This window comes from Rhodococcus sp. (in: high G+C Gram-positive bacteria) (assembly GCF_049286785.1).
In the GTDB taxonomy this organism is placed as follows: Bacteria; Actinomycetota; Actinomycetes; order Mycobacteriales; family Mycobacteriaceae; genus Rhodococcus_F.
Genome location: NZ_JBAQEO010000599.1, coordinates 1 through 2,712, shown reverse-complemented (window position 1 = coordinate 2,712; position 2,712 = coordinate 1). Strand labels below are relative to the sequence as shown.

Annotated in this window: 3 protein-coding genes; 1 reads left to right on the top strand and 2 read right to left on the bottom strand. The window is 65.6% G+C overall.

Translation table 11 applies throughout. From position 1 onward, the window contains the following. The first annotated feature begins 816 nt into the window (after nt 1–816). Nucleotides 817–1,581 carry an NAD(P)H-dependent oxidoreductase gene (locus tag WAW17_RS21990; protein WP_422335034.1) on the top strand — a complete coding sequence of 255 codons (765 nt, stop codon included), beginning with the start codon at nt 817–819 and terminating at the stop codon, nt 1,579–1,581. Nucleotides 1,582–1,907: 326 nt separating this feature from the next. Here the strand turns inward: WAW17_RS21990 and WAW17_RS21985 are convergent, their stop codons facing one another. Beyond that, nucleotides 1,908–2,354, bottom strand: coding sequence for an SRPBCC family protein (locus WAW17_RS21985; protein ID WP_422335033.1), 447 nt, complete (start codon nt 2,352–2,354; stop codon nt 1,908–1,910). A gap of 6 nt (nt 2,355–2,360) precedes the next feature. Continuing rightward, nucleotides 2,361–2,712 (bottom strand): nitroreductase family deazaflavin-dependent oxidoreductase (locus WAW17_RS21980; protein ID WP_422335032.1); only part of this gene is annotated, 352 nt, incomplete at its 5' end.

Genomic DNA, 2,712 nt, shown 5'->3' with positions numbered 1-2,712 from the left:
CGTCATCCCTTGGACTTGGCAAGTTTCATGGCGGCCCTCTCGACGGTTCCGCACTCGCCGATGCAGTCGGATCGCCGGCGACGTACTTGCCGAGATCGACCGTGACGAAGGTATGAGTCTCCAGAAGCGAGTAGAGGGGATTCTGTACGCGGACCCGCGTCTCGGTATCGAGGCTGCCTATCCGGGACGACTTCGCTACTGCACTGGAGGCGTCCGTTTGTCGGCAGGCTGTCGAGCGCCTGCTGCATCACCGTCTCGACTCGGTCGCCGTGCTCACTCGAGCTCGGGGCACATCCCCGAACTCGGCAAATCCGCCTGCGTCAGCGGTTGGCGCCCGCGCGAATGATCGCGGCGAGCTCAATTCGGGTCACGTCGAGATTGGTGTAAACCCGATTCAGGTGTGACTCCACCGTGTGCCTCGACAAATGTCCCTCGCGGAGGGACCTTGGCCTCTTGGGCCGGGCAGTAGCTGCGGGTCACGCTTGGAGAGCGAACCCCGGAACGCCGCACACGATCGAGGAGACGGTGATGACACACGGATCTGATCCCGCCGACGGCGGGACGCAAACTGACACGACTTCCGGCGGCACGGAATGACGACCCGCGAAATAGACTGGGCGCGAATGCGGCTACTGGCCCGGCTGGGTGATCGCCGGGTGGAGTGTCATGTTTCTGCTCGCGATGATTGCCGCCTATACCCATCGTCCGGTGACTACCCAGGACATTGAGCGCGTATTGCGAGCGCGGTAGGACAACCCGCGGGGAGTCCGCACCTGAATGGGTTCGCGGAATGGCAGTGAACGAACGGAGTCTGCGATGAAAGTGCTGACGATCTATGCCCACAACGACCCCCAGTCGTTCTGTCACAGTGTGCTCGAACGGTTCACCGAAGGGCTCCGCGATGCCGGCCACCACAGCGAGGTCGTCGATCTCCACGCGATCAACTTCGACCCGGTGTTGCGCGACCGTGACAGCGCGAGCTATATCAGTCCCGATATACCCGCCGACATCCTGGCACGGATGGACCTCCGTGGGAGGGTACTGAATTCCTGCCGGTGGCCGGGACAACGCTGGCTCGCCCAACGTGCGCTGCGCGGAAAATCCCCATCCGAGATCGCGGCCCTTATCCGCAGCCGGATGCCCAAAGACGTCCTCGCACAGCAGGCGAAGGTTGCCGACGCCGACGCCCTCGCGTTCATCGCCCCGATACACTTCTGCAACTTCCCGTCGATCCTCAAGGGCTGGATCGATCGCGTCTGGACCCTGGATTTCGCGTTCGGGCTCACCGAGGCGGGCTGGTATGGCGACGTCGACGGCCGCATTCCGCTCCTGCACCACCGACGAGCCCTGATCATGACCTCGACGATTTTCGACAAGAACGCCTACGATGCCGGGATTCGCGACAGCATCAGCAAGGTGCTGGACGAATGGACCTTCCGCTATCCAGGCATCGAAGACGTCGAACACGTCTACTTCTATGCCGCCACCGCAGCGGATACCGGCCTGGTGAAGCAGTACTTGGATCAGGCCTACGACCTCGGGCGCCACCTCGACCGGCCACGGCCGGCAGACCGGTCGTAGTCAACGCACTCTCGCCGCTGACCGCGCTGTCCGAACCGGTGCGCAGCCCGCCCGGCCGAACATCCGGTACTGCCGCATACCGCAGACGTTCAGTCTCTAGCCTTCGCCCTGCCCAGGACACGGTCACCGTCCTCGGCAGGTGCCCGCCGAATCAGCCTGTCCTGCAACAAGAGCCGCTTCGTGTTTCACCTGTACCACGGCGTCGCCACGGCCGCGCCGCAAAGCAGGCCGCAGGCCCCGGCGGCAGAACGCGAGCCCATTTGTCTTTCTTCGAGGGAGGTGCGTGGGTCCGTTCGGCCGGGACTGCATGCCGGCGGCGGCGCGGATCAGGGGGTGTCGGTCCCGGCTTCGAGGACGTGCTTGAGTCCCGTCCAGATGGCGCGTTCCTGCCGACGCCCGATGAATCCGACGACGGGTCCGGCGAGGTGGGCGATGCCCGGCACGGTGATCTGCCAGTCCCACTGGAACCGGGTGCCGCTCGCGATGGGCTCGCATTTCACCTGCCCGGTAGCGACGGCACCCGTCATGACGCTCCGTGATGCCAGCAGGCGGGGGCGGTCGAACCCGGTGCACTCGATGATCACTTCGAGTGGTTTGCCTCGGCGGAGGATGGTCGCGTGGAACCGTGTCCCGACCCCGATCGGACCGTCGGTGATCTTGATCGAGTCGGTCATGGCGGGGTTGTAGCGCACTTCGTTGCGCTGATCGGCCACGAAGTCGAAAACCTCCTCCACCGGTCGAGCGATGTCGATGCTGCCGCGGACCCGTGCCATCGCCGGTCAGGCCGCGGGGACGAGTCGGATGAACGGGACACGTCGGGTGGTCCGCTCGGGGATCCGGGCGTAGCTGGGAGCGATGGCCACCACCTTCGGCCACCACTGCTTCGCCTCCGCGTCGGTGAGCTCGACGGCGCGCACGGTGCGGGTGTGCCCGTCGACCTCGACGGTCGCCTCGGGGGTCTCCGTGAGGTTGTGGTGCCAGGCGGGGTGTGTGGGGCGGCCACTGTTGGCGGCCACGACGATGAGGTCCGGGCCGTCGGGGAAGTATTGGAGCAGGACGGACCGAGCGAGCCCGGTGCGCCGGCCCCGGGTCGTCAGCACCAGGACTCGTCGACCCCAGGGCCGCACGATG